The 20,960-nt window shown below is 60.7% G+C and carries 18 protein-coding genes; 11 read left to right on the forward strand and 7 right to left on the reverse strand.

From position 1 onward, the window contains the following. The first annotated feature begins 62 nt into the window (after nucleotides 1–62). From ACZ5A6_RS01955 to ACZ5A6_RS01965, 3 genes are all read left to right on the forward strand, one after another. A complete protein-coding gene (locus tag ACZ5A6_RS01955) occupies nucleotides 63–2,039 on the forward strand; it encodes a pseudouridine synthase (protein WP_080799300.1) in 1,977 nt (658 codons plus the stop codon). After that, nucleotides 2,020–2,577: a 16S rRNA (guanine(966)-N(2))-methyltransferase RsmD gene (gene rsmD, locus ACZ5A6_RS01960; RefSeq protein WP_004432183.1), complete on the forward strand. Its 558-nt coding sequence runs from the start codon at nucleotides 2,020–2,022 to the stop codon at nucleotides 2,575–2,577. Before ACZ5A6_RS01955 ends, rsmD begins: the two co-directional genes overlap by 20 nt. Before the next feature lie 188 nt (nucleotides 2,578–2,765). After that, entirely contained in the window at nucleotides 2,766–3,692 is a 927-nt protein-coding gene (locus tag ACZ5A6_RS01965; protein ID WP_013635561.1) for a patatin-like phospholipase family protein, read from the forward strand. Nucleotides 3,693–3,734: 42 nt separating this feature from the next. Here ACZ5A6_RS01965 and ACZ5A6_RS01970 read toward each other — a convergent pair whose 3' ends face one another. Further along, complete coding sequence (locus tag ACZ5A6_RS01970) at nucleotides 3,735–5,564, reverse strand: monovalent cation:proton antiporter-2 (CPA2) family protein (RefSeq protein ID WP_004432178.1); 1,830 nt, start codon at nucleotides 5,562–5,564, stop codon at nucleotides 3,735–3,737. A 116-nt stretch (nucleotides 5,565–5,680) separates the two neighbouring features. On the opposite strand from ACZ5A6_RS01970, the gene ACZ5A6_RS01975 reads away from it, so the two are divergent. The 6 genes from ACZ5A6_RS01975 (at nucleotide 5,681) to lpxK (ending at nucleotide 11,705) form a co-directional block, all read left to right on the forward strand. Beyond that, entirely contained in the window at nucleotides 5,681–7,027 is a 1,347-nt protein-coding gene (locus ACZ5A6_RS01975) for a TldD/PmbA family protein (protein WP_174061589.1), read from the forward strand. A gap of 93 nt (nucleotides 7,028–7,120) precedes the next feature. After that, nucleotides 7,121–7,927, forward strand: a complete 807-nt coding sequence (locus ACZ5A6_RS01980; protein ID WP_004432172.1) for a 3'(2'),5'-bisphosphate nucleotidase CysQ — start codon at nucleotides 7,121–7,123, stop codon at nucleotides 7,925–7,927. 58 nt (nucleotides 7,928–7,985) lie between these two features. After that, the gene (locus ACZ5A6_RS01985; RefSeq protein WP_174061588.1) at nucleotides 7,986–8,225 is read left to right on the forward strand and encodes a DUF4170 domain-containing protein; all 240 of its coding nucleotides are present in this window, start codon (nucleotides 7,986–7,988) and stop codon (nucleotides 8,223–8,225) included. Nucleotides 8,226–8,440: 215 nt separating this feature from the next. Further along, nucleotides 8,441–9,763: a lipid IV(A) 3-deoxy-D-manno-octulosonic acid transferase gene (gene waaA / locus ACZ5A6_RS01990; protein WP_004432170.1), complete on the forward strand. Its 1,323-nt coding sequence runs from the start codon at nucleotides 8,441–8,443 to the stop codon at nucleotides 9,761–9,763. Beyond that, on the forward strand, nucleotides 9,757–10,494 hold the full coding sequence (locus ACZ5A6_RS01995; RefSeq protein ID WP_174061587.1) for an HAD family hydrolase: 738 nt from the start codon (nucleotides 9,757–9,759) through the stop codon (nucleotides 10,492–10,494). The genes waaA and ACZ5A6_RS01995 overlap by 7 nt, the downstream gene beginning before the upstream one ends. Nucleotides 10,495–10,658: 164 nt before the next feature. Next, nucleotides 10,659–11,705, forward strand: a complete 1,047-nt coding sequence (gene lpxK, locus ACZ5A6_RS02000) for a tetraacyldisaccharide 4'-kinase (protein ID WP_111783301.1) — start codon at nucleotides 10,659–10,661, stop codon at nucleotides 11,703–11,705. A gap of 130 nt (nucleotides 11,706–11,835) precedes the next feature. Here the strand turns inward: lpxK and ACZ5A6_RS02005 are convergent, their stop codons facing one another. Together ACZ5A6_RS02005 and mutL are read right to left on the reverse strand one after the other, a co-directional pair. Continuing rightward, nucleotides 11,836–12,057, reverse strand: a complete 222-nt coding sequence (locus ACZ5A6_RS02005) for a DUF2093 domain-containing protein (RefSeq protein WP_003519053.1) — start codon at nucleotides 12,055–12,057, stop codon at nucleotides 11,836–11,838. Nucleotides 12,058–12,208: 151 nt separating this feature from the next. Continuing rightward, complete coding sequence (gene mutL / locus ACZ5A6_RS02010) at nucleotides 12,209–14,029, reverse strand: DNA mismatch repair endonuclease MutL (RefSeq protein WP_003519052.1); 1,821 nt, start codon at nucleotides 14,027–14,029, stop codon at nucleotides 12,209–12,211. A gap of 407 nt (nucleotides 14,030–14,436) precedes the next feature. Between mutL and ACZ5A6_RS02015 the strand changes: the two genes are divergently transcribed. Both ACZ5A6_RS02015 and ACZ5A6_RS02020 read left to right on the forward strand, forming a co-directional pair. Beyond that, nucleotides 14,437–16,056 (forward strand): response regulator, encoded by a 1,620-nt coding sequence (locus ACZ5A6_RS02015; protein ID WP_174061631.1) that lies wholly within the window; start codon nucleotides 14,437–14,439, stop codon nucleotides 16,054–16,056. A gap of 142 nt (nucleotides 16,057–16,198) precedes the next feature. Continuing rightward, a complete protein-coding gene (locus ACZ5A6_RS02020) occupies nucleotides 16,199–17,551 on the forward strand; it encodes a putative bifunctional diguanylate cyclase/phosphodiesterase (protein WP_003519050.1) in 1,353 nt (450 codons plus the stop codon). Nucleotides 17,552–17,645: 94 nt separating this feature from the next. Here the strand turns inward: ACZ5A6_RS02020 and ACZ5A6_RS02025 are convergent, their stop codons facing one another. From ACZ5A6_RS02025 to ACZ5A6_RS02040, 4 genes are all read right to left on the reverse strand, one after another. Next, nucleotides 17,646–18,533, reverse strand: a complete 888-nt coding sequence (locus ACZ5A6_RS02025; RefSeq protein WP_174061586.1) for an SMP-30/gluconolactonase/LRE family protein — start codon at nucleotides 18,531–18,533, stop codon at nucleotides 17,646–17,648. Between the two features lie 4 nt (nucleotides 18,534–18,537). Next, a complete protein-coding gene (locus tag ACZ5A6_RS02030; RefSeq protein WP_026330617.1) occupies nucleotides 18,538–19,167 on the reverse strand; it encodes a 2-dehydro-3-deoxy-6-phosphogalactonate aldolase in 630 nt (209 codons plus the stop codon). A 77-nt stretch (nucleotides 19,168–19,244) separates the two neighbouring features. Further along, nucleotides 19,245–20,159 (reverse strand): 2-dehydro-3-deoxygalactonokinase, encoded by a 915-nt coding sequence (locus ACZ5A6_RS02035; protein ID WP_174061585.1) that lies wholly within the window; start codon nucleotides 20,157–20,159, stop codon nucleotides 19,245–19,247. After that, nucleotides 20,159–20,929: an SDR family NAD(P)-dependent oxidoreductase gene (locus ACZ5A6_RS02040; RefSeq protein WP_174061584.1), complete on the reverse strand. Its 771-nt coding sequence runs from the start codon at nucleotides 20,927–20,929 to the stop codon at nucleotides 20,159–20,161. The genes ACZ5A6_RS02035 and ACZ5A6_RS02040 overlap by 1 nt, the downstream gene beginning before the upstream one ends. Nucleotides 20,930–20,960: the final 31 nt, after the last annotated feature.

Below are 20,960 nucleotides of genomic sequence, written 5' to 3' on the forward strand. Positions count from 1 at the left end.
ATTTCCTCTTAACCCTTGTGCTTGGACCTGATAGGACAGCCCAAACAACAGGCAAACAGCAAATGACTTTTAAAGACAAGCCGAAGCGTGACGGTGGCAAGACTTTTAGCCGCGACAAGAAGCCGAAAGGCCCCGGCAAGCCCGCCGCAGAGCGTGAAAAGAAACCGGTAGAAGCCAAGGCGGCTCCGGTGCAGGAAGCCGTTATGGGCACCAAGCCAGAGCGCATTTCCAAGATCATGGCGCGCGCCGGCGTTGCGTCGCGCCGCGATATCGAGCGCATGATCATGGAAGGCCGCGTGTCGCTGAACGGCGTCAAGCTGGACACTCCGGTGATGAACGCGACTCTTTCCGACAAGATCGAAGTGGATGGCATGCCCATCCGCGGGGCTGAGCGCACGCGCCTGTGGCTTTACCACAAGCCCGCTGGCCTGGTGACGACCAATTCCGACCCGGAAGGCCGCCCGACCGTTTTCGACAATCTGCCGGGTGAATTGCCGCGTGTGCTCTCTATCGGCCGCCTCGACATCAATACCGAAGGCCTGCTGCTGTTGACCAATGATGGCGGTCTCTCGCGCGTGCTGGAACTGCCGACGACCGGCTGGCTGCGCCGCTACCGCGTGCGCGCCCATGGCGAGGTCGATCAGGCAGCGCTCGACAAGCTGAAGGAAGGCATTGCCGTCGACGGCGTGCTTTATGGCGCTATCGACGCGACGCTCGACCGCACCCAGGGTCACAACGTCTGGATCACCATGGGTCTGCGCGAAGGCAAGAACCGCGAGATCAAGAACGTGCTCGGCGCGCTCGGCCTTGAGGTCAACCGCCTGATCCGTATCTCCTACGGCCCGTTCCAGCTTGGCGATCTGCCTGAAGGCAAGGTGCTTGAAGTGCGTGGCCGCATGCTGCGTGACCAGCTTGGTCCGCGCCTCATCGAACAATCCGGCGCCAATTTCGACGCGCCGATCTACGATGCGCCTGTCGCCGACGATGAAGAAGAAAACACGCCCAAGCGCGCGCCCCGGTCCGAATGGGCAAAGAGCGACGCGCCGGAAGGCAAGCCGCGTTTCGACAGGGCTGCCGGCAAACCGGAAGATCGCCGCGAAAAGGCGCTCGGCCGTCTCGACACCAAGCGCGGTGACAAGCCAGCCGGCAAGTTCGGTGGCAAACCTGCCGGGAAATTCGGCGCGAAAACCCGTGGCGAAGAGGATGGCGAAGAACGCCGCCCCGCCCGCCCGCCCGCGGGTACCAGCCGCACGGCCAATGTCTGGATGGCCCCCGGCGCAAAGCCCACCCGTGATGGCAAGGAGCGGAAGTTTTCTGCCCGCGCGGAAGCGGAAAGCCTGTTCAAGAAGCCATCCGCCCAGGCGGAAGCGCGCCGCAACGTCGTCAGGCATGCCGATTCCGAGGGCGAGTGGATCCGTTCGGATTCCCCGCGCGAAGAGGAAGGCGGTCGTGGACGTGGCGACGGCCCGCGCGGTGGAAAGAGCTTTGGAGATCGCGGCGGGAAATCCTTCGGTGACCGCCCGTTCCGTGACAAACCACGTGAATCGGGAGATCGCCCGCGTGGCGACGGTCCTCGCGGCGAGAAGAGCTTCGGAGATCGCACCGCACGCGGTGGAAAACCGTTTGGCGACCGTCCGTTCCGTGACAAGCCACGTGAGGAGGGTGATCGCCCGCGCAGCGACCGCCCCCGCGGCGAGAAGAGCTTCGGAGATCGCACAGCACGTGGTGAGAAACCTTTCGGTGAGCGTCCGTTCCGCGACAAGCCCCGCGAAGACGGTGATCGCCCACGCGGCGACCGGCCTTTCGGTGACAAGCCAAGAGGCGCAAAACCGGGTGGAAAACCCGGCGGCAGGCCCGCATCGGGCAAGCCTTCTTTTGGAAAACCGGGTGAACGTGGCGAACGTTCGGGTTTTTCAGGCAAGGGCAAAGGCCCCGGTGGCGGTAGCGGCCCCGGCGGCGGCAAACCGGGCGGCAAAGGCCCGGGTGGCAAACCTTCTGGTGGCAGGGGAATGACACGTAATGCGGATCGTAGGCGGTGAGTTCCGCGGCCGAAATCTGGCCGCGCCGAAAACAAATTCCATTCGTCCGACAATCGACAGGACACGGGAAAGCCTCTTCAATATTCTAAGCCACGCCTATCCGGAAAGTCTTGACGGTACGCGCGTTCTGGACGTTTTTGCCGGAACGGGCGCGGTCGGGCTGGAGGCGCTTTCGCGTGGCTGTCGTGTGGCGCTCTTCGTCGAAAACGGCGTTGAGGGCAGGGGGCTGTTGTGGGAAAATATCGATGCGCTGGGGCTGCATGGGCGTGCCCGCATCCTGCGGCGTGACGCGACCAAGCTTGGCGGCGTCAACAATATCGAGCCCTTCGATCTCCTTTTCGCCGATCCGCCCTATGGCCAGGGCCACGGGGAGAAGGCATTTGCTGCTGCCCATGCTGGCGGCTGGCTGGCCCCCGGTGCGCTCGCCATTCTGGAAGAGCGCGGCGATGTCGTGGTCAATGTCGAGCCGGTGTTCAAACCGCTCGAAAGCCGCATCTTCGGTGACTCGAAAATGCACTTCTACCGCTACGAGCCCTAGAGCATTTCCAGCGAAAACGGCCCCGGTTTCCGTGCGGAAATGCCGCAAAACAAAGAGTTAGAGTGTTTTCGCGATTTGAAGAAAAGCGAAAACGCTCTGACGGCAGCACTTTCCCGTCACGTCACGGTCTTGTCTTGTTTGCCGAATAGGCAGAGGCTTTGCCATGGAAAGGGTCTTGGGTATTTGGCATGGAGCAGGGTGTAAACGACAGCGTCACAATGGTTCACGCCGGGCAAGAGGCAATCGATGCCAGCCGCGAGAGCGGTCATGAGCCGACATTCGGCCTGGCGCTCGGCGGCGGTGGCGCACGCGGCATCTGCCACATCAACGTCATCGAGGCATTCGACGAACTAGGCATTCGCCCGGTCGCGCTTTCCGGCTCCTCCATCGGCTCCATCATCGCAGCAGGCATGGCGGCCGGCATGAGCGGCAAGGAAATCCGCGAATATACGCTCGAACTCATGGGGCGGAAGGGTTCGGTCGCCAACCGTCTCTGGAGCCTTGGCCCCGCATCCATGCGCCATGCGGTCGATGGTTTTCGTCTTGGCCAGTTCAATCTCGAACTCATTCTGCACGCCTTGATGCCGCAGGCCCTGCCGAAGGATTTTTCCGAACTTGCCATTCCCCTGAAAGTGGTAACCACGGATTATTATGCGCAGACCGAAGTGGTGGTGGAAACCGGCGAGATCATTCAGGCGCTGGCGGCTTCTGCGGCTATTCCGGCTCTATTCATGCCGGTGCGCGTCAACGGCCGCATCATGATCGATGGCGGCATCTTCAATCCTGTGCCCTATGAGCATCTGATGGATCAGGCCGATATCATCGTCGGCATCGATGTGGTTGGCGGCCCTGAAGGTGACGGCACCACCATGCCGAACCGGCTGGACAGCCTGTTCGGCGCCAGTCAGCTGATGATGCAGGCGGCCATTGCCCTGAAACTCAGATTGCGCCCGCCGCATATTTTCCTGCGCCCACCGGTGCACCGTTTCGGCGTGCTGGATTTCCTCAAATCGGAAGAAGTTCTGAACGCTTCCGCCGGAATCAAGGATGATCTGAAACGGCAGATCGAAATGCAGGTGGAACTGTTCCATCGCGGGCAGGGCGTGGAGGCTTGAGCGGTACTCCTTGAGTATTCGCTATGGGCGAGCGCGTGCCGCTTAGTGGGTGACTGCTATTTCACCCTCGTCTTCGTCCTCTTCTTCCTCGCGCTTTTCCACCTTGTTCTTCGGCTTCATCAGTGGCTCGGGCTTCACTTCGCGCACCGGTTTGTTGTGCAGCATCTGCCTGCCGGCGGCGAGCCCTTCCACGGCCTGTAGCTGCAATCTCTCCTCGTCGCGCTCGCGTATGTCGTCGGAAATGGCAAGCGCCCTTTCGCCGTCCATGTCCAGCCCTTCCAGAATGCGGCGGCCAAATAGCAGGCCGGATTCCAGCGTCTCGCGGATTTCGTATTCCACGCCCTTTTTCCTGAGATCGAGGGAATGAATGCGGTCATAGGAGCGGGCATAGATGCGCACGCTTGGAAATTCCGACTGGATCATGTCGATGATGCGGTCGGTGACTTCCTTTTTATGGGTGCAGACCGCCACGAGATCGGCGCGCTCTATGCCAGCCGCGATCAGCACGTCCTTGCGTGTACCATCGCCAAAAAAGATGCGGAAACCGAAGCGGGAAGCCTGACGTACACGATCGGCCGAACTGTCGATGACTGTCACGTCGCGCCCACCGGCAAGCAGGATTTGCGAGGCGATCTGGCCGAAGCGCGAAAAGCCGATCATCAGCACATCGGCGCCAGCCCCGTCAAAATCCTCGTCCAGAGTGTCCTCATCGGCATCCTCCGCCGTCAGCCGGCGAGAAACCACTGCCAGCAGCGGCGTCAGCGCCATGGAAAGCGTCACGATGGCGACAAGGATGGAAGCCGTCGCCTGCGGAAACAGGCGGGAGGCGGCAGCAGTGGAAAATAGCACGAAACCGAATTCGCCGCCCTGCGCCAGCAGCAGCGCGATACGGCTCGATGCATAACGGGACGAACCGGCGATGCGGCACAGCCCATAGATTACGGCCGCCTTCACAGCCATCATCGCCGGCACGGCGATCAGGATGAGAAGAATGTGCTCGTAGACGATGTTGATGTGCAGCGACATGCCGACAGCCATGAAGAACAGCGCCAGAAACAGCCCGCGAAACGGCTCGATATCGGCTTCCAGCTCGTGCCGATAAGAAGATTCCGACAGCATCAGCCCGGCCAGCAGCGCACCCATGCCCATCGAAAGCCCAACCGCCTCCATGATGGCGGCCGCACCGATGACGACGAAGAGGGCGGCGGCGATCATCACCTCCCGCGCACCCGTGCGGGCGATGATCTGGAACATCGGCGTCAGCAGATAACGCCCGGCCAACACCATGCCCGCCACCGCGACAACGGAGGCGACGAGATCGTAGGCCATCGAATCCGTCGGCACGTCCGGACGGTTGGAAAGAATGGTGACAAGGGCAAGAAGCGGTACAATGGCGAGGTCCTGAAACAGCAGGATCGAGAAGGAGCGGTTGCCATGCCGCGTATTCATGTCGCCATCGTCTTCAAGAATCTGCAACGCAAAGGCGGTGGAGGAGAGTGCAAGGCCGAAACCCGCAACGAGGCTTCCACGCGCGTCGATCAGTCCGGCCCACCAGGCAATCAATGCCAGCACGCTGCCCGTCACCAGCACCTGCGCCAGCCCCAGCCCTAAAATATCGCGCCGCATCTGCCATATGCGCGATGGCTTGAGTTCGAGGCCGATGATGAAGAGCAGGAAAACCACGCCCAGTTCCGAGACGTTGAAGATATCTTTCGCGTCTGTCACCAGATGCAGGAACGGCCCGATGACGATGCCCGCCACCAGATAACCGAGCACGGTGCCAAGGCCGAGTTTGCGGAAAATCGACGCCGCGATGACAGCGCCGGCCAGAAGCAGCAAGGGTTCGGAAAAGAGAGCGTCGTGCTCGGTCATGCTGGCTGACTTTCGAATATGGTGGCGACAAAGCCTTGTCGATGGAGAAAGCGGCGTTTCGCCCTTGATGTGGGGTTGATGGCACAATAAATGGAACAGGAATGAAAGGCCAACTCATGTCCTCAGAAATAGATTCTTCCAAACTTCTCGATCGCGCCAGCGAGCTTGTCGATCTTGCCCGTGCTGCAGGCGCGGATGAGGCGGATGCCGTCGTCGTCCGCTCCCGCTCGCAATCGGTCGGCGTGCGGCTTGGCAAGGTGGAAAGTACCGAATCCTCCGAAAGCGATGATTTTTCGCTTCGCGTTTTCGTCGGGCGGCGGGTGGCGAGCGTTTCGGCCAATCCCGGCTTCGACCTGAAGACCCTGGCGGAACGGGCGGTGGCCATGGCGAAGGTTTCGCCGGAAGACCCCTTCGCCTGCCTGGCAGACAGGGAACGGCTCGCAACCTCCTACGACGATCTCGAGCTTTTCGATGCGACCGAGGTCTCTACAGATCAATTGCGTGAGGCAGCGCTCGCCTCGGAAGAGGCGGCGCTTGCCGTCAATGGCGTCAGCAATTCCTCCGGTGCTGGCGCATCGAGCGGCATGGGCGGCCTCGTCCTTGCCACCTCGCACGGTTTTTCCGGCAGCTACATGGGCAGCCGTTTCAGCCGTTCCGTCAGTGTCATCGCCGGCGAGGGCACGAAGATGGAGCGCGACTACGATTTCGACAGCCGCCTCTATTACGCTGATCTGGATGCAGCCGAAGAGATCGGCCGCCGCGCCGGCGAAAAAGTCGTGCGGCGGGTCGGCCCGCGTCAGGTCGATACCGGCAGCAATATTACCGTGGTTTTTGATCCCCGCATCGCGCGCGGTTTCGTCGGCGCCATTGCCGGCGCGATCAATGGCGCTTCCGTTGCCCGCAAGACCAGCTTCCTGCGCGACAGGATGGGGCAGCAGGTTCTGAAAAAGGGCCTTTATCTGACGGACGATCCGCAGATCGTTCGTGGCCCCTCGTCGCGTCCTTTCGATGGCGAGGGTGTCCGGGGCGAGAAGATGACGATGATCGAGGACGGGGTGCTGAAGCATTGGTTCCTCTCTACCTCGGCAGCCCGTGAACTCGGCCTTGAAACCAACGGTCGCGGCGTGCGCGGTGGCACTTCGGTATCGCCGTCCTCAACCAATCTTGCGCTGGAGCCAGGCGATATTTCGCCGGAAGATCTGCTGAGGGACGTCGGAACCGGCTTTTACGTCACCGAACTGATTGGCCACGGCGCCAACATGCTCACAGGTGAATATAGCTGCGGTGCGAGCGGCTTCTGGATCGAGAATGGTGAAAAATCCTTCGCGGTTTCCGAGGTCACCATCGCTTCGAACCTGAAGGACATGTTCATGCGTGTCACGCCGGCTAACGATATCGACCGTAAATACGGTGTCGCAGCACCGACACTTGCTATCGAAGGCATGACGATAGCGGGTAAGTGAGGCGACCTGCGGGTTGTTTTCGCCAGCACTTTGTGTGCAAGTGCGAAGGGAAAAACAGGCGCGCCGTATGAGGCGCGCGGAAAAGACGGCAAAATGAACGATATGGCTGAGGCCCGCTGGGCTTCCGATCTGAGGCTGGTCCTCGAAGCCGCACGCAAGGCGGGCGAGACGGCCCTCGGTTTCTTCCGCAAGGACCCCGAGGTCTGGTGGAAGAATGGCGGGCTTTCACCGGTCAGCGCGGCCGATTACGCGGCAAACGAAATTCTCGAAACCATCCTGCGTACCGCCCGGCCGGAATATGGCTGGCTTTCGGAAGAGACGGATGACGATACGACAAGGCTGGCCCGCTCCACCGTCTTCGTCATCGATCCCATCGACGGAACGCGCGCCTTCATCGGTGGGCGGGATACCTGGTGCGTCAGCGTCGCGGTGGTGCATGAGGGCCGACCCGTCGTTGCCGCGCTTGTCGCGCCTGCACTCGCAGAGGAATTCACCGCACTTGAAGGCGGCGAAGCGCTGAAGAACGGCAAGCCGATTTCAGCCGCCCGCGAAAACACCGGCGTCTTCCATCTGGCCGCACCGGAAGACGTGATTACGCACCTGCCGGAAGAGGTGCGCAGCACCGTCAAGCGCATTCCGCATGTGCCCTCGCTCGCCTACCGGCTGGCGATGGTGGCGGATGGCCGCATCGATGGAACGCTGGTCAAGGCGAACTCGCACGAGTGGGATCTGGCCGCCGCAGACCTTATCCTCGAAAGGGCAGGCGGCAGTCTGGTCGGACTTGATGGAAAACCCCTGATGTATAATCGCCGCGAGGTAAACCACCCCGCATTGTGCGCTGCAGCAGAATATGCGCTTCCCGCGCTTTTGAAAGCGTTTTCACATCTGTCCGATGGTTGACGTTTGCCCGGAAATCCCGCAGATGAGGGGCTCTCAGAGCTTAAGAAAGAGACAAGACATGACGGAATCTGGCAAACAGAAACAGCTGCTGCACCTTGTGTTCGGCGGCGAACTGGAAAATCTTCATGATGTACAGTTCCGGGATTTGAATGCGCTCGATATCGTCGGCATCTATCCTGACTACGCTTCCGCGCTGACCGCGTGGAGATCCAAGGCGCAGATGACTGTTGATAACGCCCATATGCGTTATTTTATCGTGCATATGCACCGTCTTCTCAATCCCGACGATAAAAATTGAGTCCTTTTGCCCTTGCGTTGTAATACTATTGGGTGAAGGCGAGTTTTCCCGTGATTCCTGCCCGGAATGGCAGGCAGGAAATTCGGTTGCGAGAAAACGTGATCGCGCTTTTGTTTCCGATGATAAAAAATGACGCAATTTGAGAAGAAGTAGGCGGCGATAACAACAAAGAACAGGGGCAGGGCATTGCGCGGAATGATCAAGGGCAGAATGTCATGAGCAGCCGTATCGCACGTTTCGCTCTTTCCGGTTACAGGATTGCCGGTATCGCCGCTTATCCGTTTGCACGGCCTTATCTTTCCTATCGGGCCGCAAAGGGCAAGGAAGACAAGCGCCGCCGTCTAGAACGTTTCGGTTACGCCAGCGCGGAGCGCCCCCGTGGCCCGCTCGTCTGGTTCCATGCCGCAAGTGTCGGCGAAACGCTCGCCCTTATTCCGCTGATCCGCGAAATACGCAAGCGCGATATCTTCGTGCTTTTGACCACAGGCACCGTCACCTCGGCCGAGCTGACCCGTACCCGGCTTGGCGATGATGTGATCCACCAATATGTGCCGCTCGACATCAAGATCGCGGTCAACCGTTTCCTCGCCTACTGGGCACCGGATGCCGCCATCACCGCTGAATCGGAAATCTGGCCGGTAACGATGATGGAGCTGGAGCGCCGGCACATTCCGCAGATCCGGGTCAATGCGCGGCTCTCAGACCGTTCCTTCGACCGCTGGAACAACCGGCACGACATTGCGGAATCGCTGTTCTCCAAGCTGGCGCTGGTGGTTGCGCAATCCGATGTCGATGCCGAACGCTTCCGTGATCTCGGCTCCTGGCCGGTGGTTATATCCGGCAACCTCAAGGGCGATACGGATCCGCCGCCTTGCGACGAAGCTCTGCTCGAGCACTATCGCAGGCAGATCGGCACCCGCAAGACATGGGCGGCGATCTCCACCTTCGACGGTGAAGAGAAGGCAGCAGCCACCGTGCATGCGGCGATCAAGTCGCGCAACGGTCAATTGACCATCATCGTGCCGCGCCACCCCGAGCGCGGCGACGACGTGGAAGCCATGCTGAAGGGCATGGGGTTGACCGTGGCGCGCAGAAGCCGCAACGACGTGATCACACCGGAAACCGATATCTTCCTCGGGGATTCCATTGGCGAAATGGGGCTTTACCTGAGGCTCACCGAACTTGCCTTCGTCGGCCGTTCGCTGACGGCCGAGGGTGGGCAGAACCCGCTGGAGCCGGCAATGCTGGGCTGCGCCGTACTGTCAGGCGCGCATGTACAGAATTTCCGCGAGGCCTATCAGAAGCTGATCCGCGCCGGCGGCGGGCGCATCGTCCGCGATGTCGAGATGCTGGCCAAGGCGGTGCATTACCTCCTGGTCAACGACAATGAACGCTACAAGATGATCGATGCCGGCAACCGGGTCATTCAGGACATGCGCGGCGCGCTTTCCGCCACCGTCAAGGCGCTGGAGCCCTACATCAACCCGCTCACAGTCACCGCCAAGCTGCAACCGCGGAGTGCCATCGGCTCATGGTAGCGGATATGGAAATTGATGCGACCCGATCGATTGCCGCAGTCCTTTTCGACAAGGACGGTACGCTGTTGGGTTATGACGCAAGCTGGGGGCCGGTGAACCGCGAACTTGCGGCGATTGCCGCCAAGGGCGATCCCGTTCTTGCGGACCAGCTTCTCGCCGCCTGCGGCATGGATCCGGTTACCGGGCATGTGGTGCCCGACAGTCTTTTGGCTGCCGGCAATACGGCGGAGATAGCTGCCGGTCTCGTCGCCGCCGGTTCGCCTTGCGATGTCGTGGAGTTGACTGCGCGGCTCGACCGGCTATTCACCGAGGCAGCGGATAAATCCGTGCCGGTGACCGATCTCAAGGCATTTTTCGCAAGGCTCAAGGCACGCGGCTACAAGCTTGGCATCGCCTCCAGCGACAACGAAAAATCCATCCGCCAGACGGCGATCCGTTTCGGTTTCGAAAGCGATGTCGATTTCGTCGCCGGTTATGACAGCGGTTACGGCACCAAGCCGCAACCCGGCATGGTTATCGGTTTCTGCGACGCGATTGGTCTTGCGCCTGCACGCGTGGCAGTGGTCGGCGACAATAATCATGATCTGCACATGGCGAGAAATGCCGGCGCAGGATTGCGCATTGCCGTTCTCACCGGAACCGGCTCGCGCGAAAGCCTTGGCGCCGACGCCCATTATTGTTTCGATGATATTACCGCGCTGGAAACTCTGCTTCCGGAACGCGTTGTTTAGGTCATGTCCCCGCAGTGCGCGCCACTTGTCGCACAAGATGGGAAGAGACAAGCTGCGCATGTATAGCCGGGTTTTGCAATTCAGGGTTTTTTCTGGCAAATACCCATGTGACTTATCGAATTTAAGCGCAATGCCGTGGGTGATGCGGCCGGGAGCAGGCATATATGGTTTCTGAAGCGCCGCCTTTCTGGTGGCAGAAAGCAGGCTGGCAAGCCTGGCTGTTATCACCGTTTTCCCTTCTCTACGGCAATATTGCCGGCCGGCGGATGCGCACGGCAAAACGGGCGAGCGTTTCCGTTCCGGTCATCTGCATTGGCAACTTCACCGTTGGTGGTGCCGGAAAGACGCCGACCGCAATGGCAATCGCCCGAGCCGCCACCGCAAAGGGCCTGAAACCCGGCTTCCTGAGCCGTGGTTATGGCGGCACACTTGATGTCACCACCCTCGTCGATCCCGCGCAGCACCGCTCCGCTGATGTCGGCGATGAACCCCTGCTGCTTGCCCGCGAGGCGGTGACGGTCATCTCCCGCAAGCGGGTGGAAGGTGCACATCGGCTGGTGAAGGAGGGCGTGGATCTCATCATCATGGATGATGGCTTCCAGAGCGCACGCCTGACGCTGGATTATGCGTTGGTCGTTATCGATACGGTGCGTGGCATCGGCAACGGCCATCTTGTGCCGGGCGGCCCGGTCCGGGCGCCGCTTGCCGAACAGATGCGGCATATGACCGGACTCTTGAAGGTCGGTAACGGCCATGCGGCCGATCCGCTGGTCAGAACCGCGGCAAAGGCCGCCAAACCGGTTTTCGTCGCGGCGATAAAGCCGCAGGAACCGCAGGATTTCAGGGGAAGGCGCGTGCTGGCCTATGCTGGTATCGCCGATCCCGCCAAGTTTTTCCGAACTGTCGAGGGGCTTGGTGGCGAAATCGTGCTGCAGCGCTCCTTTCCTGACCATCACCATTTCAGCGATGACGAGATCGCCGATCTTCTGCAGGACGCGGATAAGGAAAACTTGCAGCTGGTGACAACGGCCAAGGACGCCGTGCGTCTTAACGGGCACCATGGCCGTGCGGAAGAATTGCTGTGGAACAGCCTGGTGATCGAGGTCGACATGGTGTTCGACGATCCCAATGCGGCCACAACGATTATCGAGACGGCGGTGCGGAATTGCCGCGCCCGTTTGCTGCGGGAAAATGCGCGGACGTCAATTTAGAGCATCTCGGAACGCAAGCCGCCGGGCACTCACCCCCTCATTCCTGTGCTTGTCACAGGAATTGAGCAGCCCTCAGCGCGAAAAGAAGAATTCGCACACGCGGCCATTTCGGGCGTGCTTCCGCGCCTGATCAGGCGGGCAAATTACCAGCCTTGCGCTCTGCCTCCAGTGAGGCGCTGGCATCCACATAGGCTTCCTGCCGGGCGACGCTCCAGTAGCGCAGCTCGTCGACCGGAATGGTCTTGCCGGTGATGGCGCATATGACATGCGAGCCAGTCTGCACGATCCGGAAGTCACCGTCGAGATATTCGATGACGGCGATGCGGTTTCCGCCTCCCTCAAATCTGTTCATCCGTTTTCGTCTCCTGCTATGTCCTGTCAGTGCATCCAGCCCGAAACGGCGTAGCGTTCTCCTGAACAATCCGGATGCTCCAGTCCCTTGAATTTATATCGCTGAGCTACGCCCAAGGCCAGCCCTGCCTGCTTGCCCCCGGGGTTAAGGCTCAGCTTCGGCCGAAGAGACGTTCTATATCGGAAAGTTTTAGCTCAATATAGGTCGGACGACCGTGATTGCACTGTCCTGAACCCGGCGTGTTTTCCATCTGCCTTAAAAGCGCGTTCATCTCCTCCGGCCGCATGCGCCGCCCTGAACGCACCGAGCCGTGGCAAGCCATGGTGGCGGCGACATATTCCAGCTTGTTGGCAAGCGTGGAGGCAGCGTCCCATTCAGCGATCTCGTCGGCAAGCTGCCGCACCAACCCCTGCACGTTGACCTCGCCAAGCATCGCCGGCGTTTCGCGAACCGCGACCGCCCCCGGCCCGAAACGCTCGATGACCAGTCCCAGCGCATCGAAACCAGCCGCATGGTCCATCAGCCGGTCGCAATCCTCTTCGGGAAGGTCGATGATCTCAGGAATGAGCAGCACCTGTGAAGGCGGGCGTCTGGAATGCAGCGCATTGCGCATTTCCTCAAACACGAGCCGTTCATGCGCCGCATGCTGGTCGACGATGACGAGGCCGTCTTCCGTCTGCGCGACGATGTAATTTTGGTGCAACTGCGCCCGCGCGGCGCCGAGCGGATATTGTGACGGTTCCAGCGACGGGCTTGCCGAGGCCTCGTAAACCTCGCTGGGTTCTGCCCGCGCGGTCGGCATGGTGATGTCGGAAAAGCGCGATTGCACGGCCTCGGCAAATTGCATGTTCCCGGAAATGGCAAGCGGTCGGGAAGGCGAGGCCGCGGCGGACCATGTCGCAGCGGCAGACGGTCGGAGATTGGACGGGCTGTAGCCGGGGCGAAAGGCGTTCATCATCTGGCTGGCACCAGTCGTCGCCGCCCTGTCACCGTCACGAGTCAGCGCCTGGCGGATCGCACCGACGATCAGCCCGCGAACGAGACCGGGATCGCGGAAGCGCACATCTGATTTCGCCGGATGCACGTTCACGTCGACAAAGGCGGGATCGAGCGTCAGGGACAGCACCGCGACCGGATATCGCCCGTGCGGTACGGTTTCGGCATAGGCACCGCGAATGGCGGACAACAGCAATTTGTCCTGCACCGGGCGACCGTTGACGAAGACATATTGATGCGCCGAGTTGCCGCGGTTGAAGGTCGGCACGCCGGCAAAACCGGAGAGCGTTACATCCTCGCGCCCGGCATCGATTTCGATGGCGTTGTCCTTGAACTCGGCACCGAGAATCTGCGCCATGCGGGCAAGGTGATCGTCGCCGGTGGAGGGGATTTCAAGCGTGGAGCGGTCGGTGCCTGACAGCACGAAGCGGATATGCGGAAAGGCAATTGCCATCCGCTTGACGACTTCGGTAATGGCGGCTGCCTCCGCTCGCTCCGTCTTCAGGAATTTCAGCCGTGCGGGCGTCGCGAAAAACAGGTCGCGCACCTCAACGATGGTGCCGGCATTGGCAGCGGCGGGCCGGACCTCGGAGACTTTGCCGCCGGTGACGGAGATCACCGAACCCTGCTCTGCGCCGTGTTGCCGGCTGGTGATGGAAAGCTTGGCAACCGAGCCGATGGAGGGCAGGGCCTCACCGCGAAAGCCAAGCGTGCGGATATCGTCAAGCGTGGTGGATATTTTCGAGGTGCAATGGCGTCGGACCGCAAGCTCCAGATCGGCAGGCGACATGCCGGAGCCGTTATCGGTGATGCGCACCAGTCCCTTGCCACCGCCCGCCGTGGCGATTTCGATGCGCGTTGCGCCCGCGTCGATGGCGTTTTCCACCAGCTCCTTCGTGGCGCTGGAGGGTCTTTCGATGACCTCGCCGGCGGCGATCTGGTTGATGAGGGTTTCTGAAAGCTGCTTGATGGCCATGATCATCATTTTCGCGGATTCGTCACGGCTTCGAAAGCAAAAAACTCAAGTCGTGAAAGTTTGCACATGTTTTGCGGCCTGCCCGGCGTTTGATCATTTCCGTTCAACGTCAGGTTAAGCGTTAATCCGCCTTTAATCGGCCTTGCATATGGTGAGGCGGCTTGAAATGACTGCAGGAACGAGGCCCCCCTTCGCCGGGTGGTGTGACGTCGTATATGGGTGAACGTCATCTTCCCCTCAAGACTGCTTCAAGTAGCGAACCCTGATGTCTCTTTTGCGGAATTTACCGTTTCATCCCGGCATTTGCCTCGGACGATTCCAATAGAAACATAAGCCTGACCCTGAAAACAGGTGGGAGTTTGCAGTTGAGTGATTTGGCGTCCTCCGGCGCGGGCGTTCATACAGTGATGCTTGATGCCCTTTGCGACGCGCTTGGCGCGGCGATCGTCGTTTACGACCGGAACGATCACATCGTTTTCGCAAGCCGGAAGCTTTTGAGTTTTTTTCCACTGCAAGAGGCCGTTATCGGGCCGGGCGCGCGGCTGCGCGACTATCTGAGCGCGCTTTACGATTGTTATCTTCTGGAAGCGGAAAGCCTGTCCGCCAATGCCCGGCAGCTGGGACGCGAGGAATGGATCGGCGAGCGGCTGGCGCTGCACTGGAAGGAAAGGTCTGAAAAAACCGAGCGGCTGAAGGGGGAGCGCTTCCTGCGCTTCGTCATGAACCGCCTGCCTTCCGGGCTGGGCATCAGCGTCGTTGCCGATATTTCCGAACAGAAGAAAAGAGAAGAACAGTGGCGCATCGACCTCGAACGCGTGCAGCTGATCGAAGACATTCTCGACAATCTGCCGTTTCCGGTCCTCGTCAAGGACCGGAACCTCGCCTATGTCGCCGTAAATAAAGCCGCCTGCACCATGGTCGAGACCAGTGCAGAGAGCATTCTCGGCCGCACGGTTTTCGATCTGCATTCGCGCCAGGTCGCAGGCCGGATCGACGCTGCCGATCGCATGGTGCTGGACAGCGGCACGCCGAGCATCCTTCCCGAAAGGGTGAGGCGCGCGAATGGTGAAGAGGTGCTGACGATTACCCGCAAGCAGCGGGTGGGTCGGCCTGGCCGGCATTTTCTGGTCACGACGATGGAGGACGTGACCGCGCTCGCCACCATCGACGCGAACGGCATGCCCGTCATCCCCTCGCTCGAACATGTCGATTTCGTCGCCTCCACCTATGGCAAGGATGAAGATCGCGATTCCGCCGGCGGTCTGCTGAAAAGCAAAGCGGTGCTGGTGGTTTCCGGAAACGGGCGCTTTGCCGAAGCCGCCTGCCACCGGCTGGCCGCGAGCGGCATGGATCATGCCGTGGTGAGGAGCGAGGAAGAACAGCGTAGTTTCATCGATATCGCCGCTTCCGCAGGCGTCGGCATCGATGTCGTCGTTGTCGACGCCCAGATGAGCGTCACATGCCTCGATATCGCGGCCGCGCATGACCTGCCGGTCGTCACCATCGAGGAAGAGGAGATCGATGCTTCGCTGCTGCATTATCTCGCCGTCGGCCTCAAATCGTCTCCGAAGCAAAAATCCTCCGACGAGGACTGGGAGATCATGACCGAGGACCTGCCCAAAATCCTCAAGACCGGCGGCGTCTGCGAGATACTTCTCGTCGAGGACAACAGGGTCAACCAGATCGTCTTCTCACAAATCCTTGAGGGATTGGGGCTGTCCTGGCGGCTTGCCACGTCGGGTGAGGAGGCGTTGCGTCTTTTTGCGGAACAGGCGCCGTCCGTCGTCCTGCTCGACACCACGCTTGGCGATATCGACGGTTTTGAGGTCGCCCGCCGTATGCGTGCACTGGCCGGCGACGAGCGCATTCCCATCGTCGGCGTCATCACCCACGCTTTCGAGGGCGATCTCGACAAATGCCTGGCGGCGGGCATGGAAGACATGCTGCTGAAACCCGTCAGTCCCGATATGGTCGATGCCGTTTTTCTGCGCCTTTTCGGCAAGGATGCCCTGCGGCTGCAAGCCTGAAGCTCCTCCATTTCGGCTTTTTGTGTTCGAGCCGCTGGCCTTGCGGAAACGCCGCCGCATTTTCGGTGCGCGGTTCTATGGCTTTTTTAATACTTGCCCTGCATTGTGATCGCGGTCGACACGGGATTCACGAGATGCAGAAATGAAACGGGCAGAGCCGCAGGCGTTGCACGTCAGCCAGAACGAGCTGCAGGCGATGGCTTACAGCGATCCGCTGACGGGGCTTGGCAATCGTTACCGTTTGCGGGACAAGATCCGCATGCTCGCCAGCGAGCGTTCCAGCGATCCCGCGCCCTTCACCGTCGGCATTGCGAATATTGACGGCTTCAAACCCATCAACGATCTTTTCGGCGTGCAGGCGGGCGACGAGATTTTGTGCCAGGTCGCGCATCGGCTGAAGGCTTGCATTCCAGATGGCGCCGCCGTGACGCGCCATGATGGCGACGAGTTCGCCTTCGTGCTGCCGCTGGTATTCGAACGCACCGGCGCAGAGCGCATCGGCAACATGATCAAGGACGTGCTTTCTGCGCCTTACGATCTCGGCGACCGCAACGTCCGGCTTTCCTCCTCCTTCGGTTTTGCCATCTATCCCTTCGCCGGCGATGATTTCGAGGATTTGCTGAAAAGCGCCGAGACCGCGCTTTACCGCTCCAAGCGCCGTGGCCGTGGCCAGATAACGGTCTATTCGCGCGAGATTGCGCAGGAAATGAAGCGCGCCACCCAGCTGGAACAGGCGTTGCGTAACGCCATCATCACCGATGCGATCGACGTGCATTTCCAGCCCATCGTCAGGCTGGAAGAAGCGAAGGTCATCGGTTTCGAGGCACTCGCCCGCTGGAATGACCCCGATCTCGGTTTCGTTTCGCCCGCCGTTTTCGTGCCGCTGGCCGAAGAACGCGGTTTCATCGACGCGCTGTCGGAAGCGCTGCTGAGGAAGGCGGCGGAAGCGGCGCTGTTCTGGCCGCGAGAGCTTTTCCTGTCCTTCAACCTGTCGTCCGCGCAATTGATGGACCCCGGCACAGCGGATAATATTCTGTCCATCCTGTCGCGTGTCGGCCTTGATCCGCACCGGCTGGAGCTTGAAATAACCGAAACCGCTGTCATGACATCCGCCGATACCGCGCAGCGCATCATCAGCGAATTGCAGGGTGCGGGTGTTCGTATCTCTCTTGACGATTTCGGCACCGGCCAGTCGAGCCTTGGCCGCCTGCGCGACTTTACCTTCGACAAGGTCAAGATCGACCGCGCCTTTGTCTCCCGCATCAGCAGCGACCGTCCTTCGGAACATATCATCAAGGCCATCGTCGCCATGTGCGAAGGGCTTGATCTCGAGGTCGTCGCGGAGGGTATCGAGGAGCAGGCGGAAGAGGAAAAACTGCGCGCGCTCGGCTGCGCTATGGGGCAGGGCTATTTTTACGGCCGCCCCGCCGATGCCGCCGCCACGCAGCGTTACCTTCACGAAAACTATCGCGAGATCCTGTCGGATATTCCCTGAGAAATGGAGTGGCCTCGCACATAAGGCTGTAGGGACCTCCCCAACCTCATCCATGTGACGAGCACAGGAATGAGAAGGCGGCACGCGCCGCGCTTCACAACCGGTAGAGCGGCTCGAACCTGCCCTTCACCTCAATCCCGAGCTCGAATGTCTTTCCGTGCTGTGGATTGGCGGCAATGGCGTCGTCGTCAAGATTTTCGCGGGCGGATGTGATGAGAAGGCGCGACGCATCGGGGCCGATGAAGGCCGGGCAGGTCGTCTGTCCCGCGGGCACCAGATAGCGTTCGATGTGGTTGCCGTCGGCATCGTAACGATCGACCGCACCCATACCCCAGCGGGCGTTCCAGATATGCCCTTCCGCATCGCAGACCGATCCGTCGACGCCACCGTCGATGCCGGCGGTGTCAATGAACACCTCTGCCTTACCGGTGGGAAGTCCCGTCTCGGCATCGAGCGGCACCTTCATCAGCTCGTTGACCTTGGTGTCGACGTAATATCCGGTCGCGCCATCGGGCGAAAAGCAGATCGAATTTGGAATGCTGACATCGGCAAACAGCTTGGTCACGGTTCCCCTGGCAACGTGGTAGATGCTGCCCGCGCCGATTTGCGCCTTGCGGCCCATGGTGCCGATCCACAGCGCGCCCGAGGGATGCATACGCCCGTCATTGGAGCGGTTGTCGGGCATGTCATTTTCAAGCTCCGCATGCAGCGTCAACACGCCGGTTGCCGTATCGCGAAGGAAAAGGCCGTCATCGGAGGCGATCAATTGCTTGTGGTCGCTGATTTTCGCCAGTGCGCTGCCCATGAAGGGCAGGGCGTGCACCGTTTTGCGGCCGGAAGCGAGATGCAATTCATGCAGTTCGCGCCCGATGATATTGAACCACCAGGCCGTGCCGGTCGCCGGGTCGAAAGTCGGGCCTTCGCCAAGCGTCATCGGCGTTTCGTCAAGAACACGTCCGGCAAAGGGAAAAACGGTCGCCATGCTTTTATCCTCCAATTGCTGCATCATAGGCCGAAAGCGTGACGATGGCGCGCTCGCGCACCTCCGCGGCCGTCATGCCGGGCTTGTAGAGACTTGTGCCAAGCCCGAAAGCGAGGATGCCGGCGTTGGTATAGTCGGCGAAATTCTTGTCCGAGACGCCACCAACGGCGGCAATGACCAGATCCTTCGGCAGGATCGTCCGGATCGCATTGATGCCAGCCGGGCCGATGATGCTGGCGGGAAAGAACTTCAGCCCGGTTGCCCCGGCTTTTGCGGCAACCAAAGCCTCGGTCGGAGTCAGAACGCCCGGCATCGTCACCATGCCCTTGACGCGCGCGGCGGTGATGACGTCGGCATCGGCGTTGGGGCTGACCATCAGCTTGCCACCGGCGGCGTCCAGCGCATCCACGTCTTCCGTGCTGAGCACGGTGCCGGCGCCGATCAGGCAATCGGCGGGCGCCATCTTCGCGGCGATCTCGATCGAGCGGAACGGATCGGGCGAATTGAGCGGGATTTCGATGGCGCGGAAGCCGGTCTCGATCAGCGCGCCGACGACGCCTTCGGTTTCCTCGGGTTTAAGGCCGCGCAGGATGGCGATCAGCGGATATTTCATGGCGGGGAAGGGGATACGCATGGTGGGTCTTTCGTCCTTGAGCGGGATGGCGAAAAGCGGTAGCGGTTTTCGCCTGGAATTCCGCTCCACTGAATAATCTATGACCAGATGGCATTTGCGGCGGCTAACAACCCGCGCCGAACGGCCTCGTCTGCGTCGATGACAGTATATTGAATCTCAAGGGCTTCGAATGCACCCTCGTAAAGCGCACCGAGCGCGCCGGAGCCGATCAGCACCACCGGCGTGTCCCGCCGTACGGAGGAAGGCGCACCGGCGATTTCCAGTCCGATCATGATGCCGGAAAGCTTGGCCTTGGCGTCTGTCGCGGTGAGGCCGTGCAGCAATTGTCCGGAGCGCAGGGTGAACAGACGGTTGGTGGCGAGCTGCGGATTGGCGTAGATATCGCGCACCGCCGCCCTGAATACCTCGTGCTCGCCGGTAAAGGCTTCGGCTTCTGCCACCGCATGGGAAAGGATGGTCTGTTTCGAGATGACCTCGAACAGCTCACCGGTCATGAAGGTGGCAAAGCCCGTCACGTCGCTGCCATCCACCGTTACCCATTTGGAATGGGTGCCGGGCATGCAGACCAGCTTCCTGCCGCCACCGGCGGAGCTGAGTGCACCGAGCAATTGCGTTTCTTCGCCACGCATCACATCAGGTGCGTTTTTGTCCCGCTGCGCCAACCCCGGCAGAATGCGGACATCCCGCTCCTGACCCGGCACGCGCACCGCACCATCAAGAACCGCTGAAAGCGATGCAGGCACGTCGATATAACCGGCCTCCACCCAGCCCTGCCGCGCACCCGCCATGCCGCAGATAAGAACCGGCAGTTTTTCCGGTGCGCCGATGGCATCGAGATGCGATTGCAGCACCTCTGTAAAGCCGGTCCGCATGGCCGTCGTCATGCCTTCAGCACTTCTGCGCTCAGCCAGCACCGCGCCGGACCGGCTGAGCAGCCAGAGCCGGAAACTGGTCGTGCCCCAGTCGACGGCGATAAAAGCGGGTTCAGACATTATAACAGGCCTCCGTCTACGATTATGGATTGCGCGGTGATCGCGCTCGATGCCGATGATGCGAGAAACAGGCACGGACCCACCAGATCGGCGGCGACAAGCGTGCGCTTGAGACATTGCCGTGCCGTGGTCGAGGTGACGTCGTCGTCCGTCAGCCACAATTCTTTCTGCCGTTCCGTCACGATCATGCCCGGCAGCAACGTGTTGACGCGGATATTTTCCGGCCCCAACCGTCCGGCCAGGCTTTTCGTCAGGCCGATGATGCCGGCCTTGGCTGCCGCATAAGAAGGAAGCTCGCCCATGTTCAGCAAAAACGAAATCGAGGAGAAATTGATGATGGCTGCGTCCTGCGCCTGCCGCAGATGTGGCAAGGCGGCCTGAACAGTGAAGAACATCTGCTTGAGATTGACGGCCTGATTGGCATCCCAATAGGCTTCTGTGACGGTATCGATGTCGTGGCGGTCGTCCCATGCGGCATTGTTGACGAGCACCTTGATGCCGCCGGTCGCAGCTGCCGCCGCCTCCACGGTCTGCCGGGTCGCCGCAACGTCGCGCAGGTCGGTCTTGAAGAAATGGACCGGATGGCGTGCGGCATGAGCAAGCCGCGCAACGAGCGCCACACTCGGCTCTTCGGCGATGTCGATGAACGCGACCCTTGCGCCCTGCGCCGCAAAGGCCTCCACCAGCGATGCCCCGATGCCGGAGCCGCCGCCGGTGACGAGCACGCCCGCGTCCTTGAGGTCAGGGAAATGGGCTTGCATCATCGGCATCGTCTCGTCCAGTGGGGGCTTGATTGTTCCA

This window comes from Agrobacterium sp. 6Ca8, assembly GCF_055382765.1.

Bases quoted from the DNA above. Each gene is read 5' to 3' on its own strand.
- ACZ5A6_RS02025 (WP_174061586.1), bottom strand. From the start codon at position 18,533: ATGGCGACCGTTTTTCCCTTTGCCGGACGTGTTCTTGACGAAACGCCG.
- lpxK (WP_111783301.1), top strand. From the start codon at position 10,659: ATGGTTTCTGAAGCGCCGCCTTTCTGGTGGCAGAAAGCAGGCTGGCAA.
- ACZ5A6_RS02005 (WP_003519053.1), bottom strand. From the start codon at position 12,057: ATGAACAGATTTGAGGGAGGCGGAAACCGCATCGCCGTCATCGAATAT.
- ACZ5A6_RS01985 (WP_174061588.1), top strand. From the start codon at position 7,986: ATGACGGAATCTGGCAAACAGAAACAGCTGCTGCACCTTGTGTTCGGC.
- ACZ5A6_RS02040 (WP_174061584.1), bottom strand. From the start codon at position 20,929: ATGCCGATGATGCAAGCCCATTTCCCTGACCTCAAGGACGCGGGCGTG.
- ACZ5A6_RS02030 (WP_026330617.1), bottom strand. From the start codon at position 19,167: ATGCGTATCCCCTTCCCCGCCATGAAATATCCGCTGATCGCCATCCTG.
- ACZ5A6_RS01965 (WP_013635561.1), top strand. From the start codon at position 2,766: ATGGAGCAGGGTGTAAACGACAGCGTCACAATGGTTCACGCCGGGCAA.
- rsmD (WP_004432183.1), top strand. From the start codon at position 2,020: ATGCGGATCGTAGGCGGTGAGTTCCGCGGCCGAAATCTGGCCGCGCCG.
- ACZ5A6_RS01995 (WP_174061587.1), top strand. From the start codon at position 9,757: ATGGTAGCGGATATGGAAATTGATGCGACCCGATCGATTGCCGCAGTC.
- waaA (WP_004432170.1), top strand. From the start codon at position 8,441: ATGAGCAGCCGTATCGCACGTTTCGCTCTTTCCGGTTACAGGATTGCC.
- ACZ5A6_RS01975 (WP_174061589.1), top strand. From the start codon at position 5,681: ATGTCCTCAGAAATAGATTCTTCCAAACTTCTCGATCGCGCCAGCGAG.
- ACZ5A6_RS01980 (WP_004432172.1), top strand. From the start codon at position 7,121: ATGAACGATATGGCTGAGGCCCGCTGGGCTTCCGATCTGAGGCTGGTC.
- ACZ5A6_RS02035 (WP_174061585.1), bottom strand. From the start codon at position 20,159: ATGTCTGAACCCGCTTTTATCGCCGTCGACTGGGGCACGACCAGTTTC.
- ACZ5A6_RS02020 (WP_003519050.1), top strand. From the start codon at position 16,199: ATGAAACGGGCAGAGCCGCAGGCGTTGCACGTCAGCCAGAACGAGCTG.
- ACZ5A6_RS02015 (WP_174061631.1), top strand. From the start codon at position 14,437: ATGCTTGATGCCCTTTGCGACGCGCTTGGCGCGGCGATCGTCGTTTAC.
- ACZ5A6_RS01970 (WP_004432178.1), bottom strand. From the start codon at position 5,564: ATGACCGAGCACGACGCTCTCTTTTCCGAACCCTTGCTGCTTCTGGCC.
- mutL (WP_003519052.1), bottom strand. From the start codon at position 14,029: ATGGCCATCAAGCAGCTTTCAGAAACCCTCATCAACCAGATCGCCGCC.
- ACZ5A6_RS01955 (WP_080799300.1), top strand. From the start codon at position 63: ATGACTTTTAAAGACAAGCCGAAGCGTGACGGTGGCAAGACTTTTAGC.